The 571-nt window shown below is 50.1% G+C and carries 1 protein-coding gene; it reads right to left on the bottom strand.

Features of this window, described 5'->3' with window-relative positions; all coding sequences use genetic code 11:
- The coding region (locus tag R7F64_RS24170) for a phosphoenolpyruvate carboxylase (protein WP_318072188.1) at window positions 1-571 on the bottom strand (571 nt) is incomplete at both ends.

The raw sequence follows: 571 nt of genomic DNA, 5'->3' as shown, positions 1-571 counted from the left end.
CAACTAGGCGTTGGTCATAGTAGCGAGAGATTTCCATGTTGCACTTGGTGTACACCATCTCAAGCATACCTAGGCGAGTTGAGAAGAACGGCCATTCGCGACACATTTCTTCCAGTAGCGCCTGATGACCTTTGTCTACTGAGTACTGAATAGCTTCACCTGCGCCTAACCAAGCCGGAAGCACCAAACGGTTTTGGCTCCACGAGAAGATCCAAGGAATTGCACGTAAGCTTTCTACACCGCCATTTGGATTACGTTTCGCAGGGCGTGAACCAAGCGGCAGTTTTCCTAGCTCTAGTTCAGGCGTCGCTTGACGGAAGTATGGAACAAAATCTGGTTCGCCACGGACGACGCCACGGTAAGCTTCACAGCTCACTTCCGACAGCACTTCCATCAAGTCGCGCCATTCTTGTTTTGGCTCTGGTGGTGGCAGTAGATTTGCTTCCAAAATGGCGCTTGCATACAAGTTGAAGCTGTTTACCGCAACATCTGGTAGACCCAGTTTAAAGCGGATCATTTCGCCTTGTTCTGTTACGCGTAACCCGCCTTTCAAGCTCTTTGGTGGTTGAGA

This window comes from Vibrio sp. Vb1980, from assembly GCF_033338615.1.
Lineage (GTDB): Bacteria > Pseudomonadota > Gammaproteobacteria > Enterobacterales > Vibrionaceae > Vibrio > Vibrio alginolyticus.
This window is presented reverse-complemented; position numbering and strand designations above follow the sequence as displayed.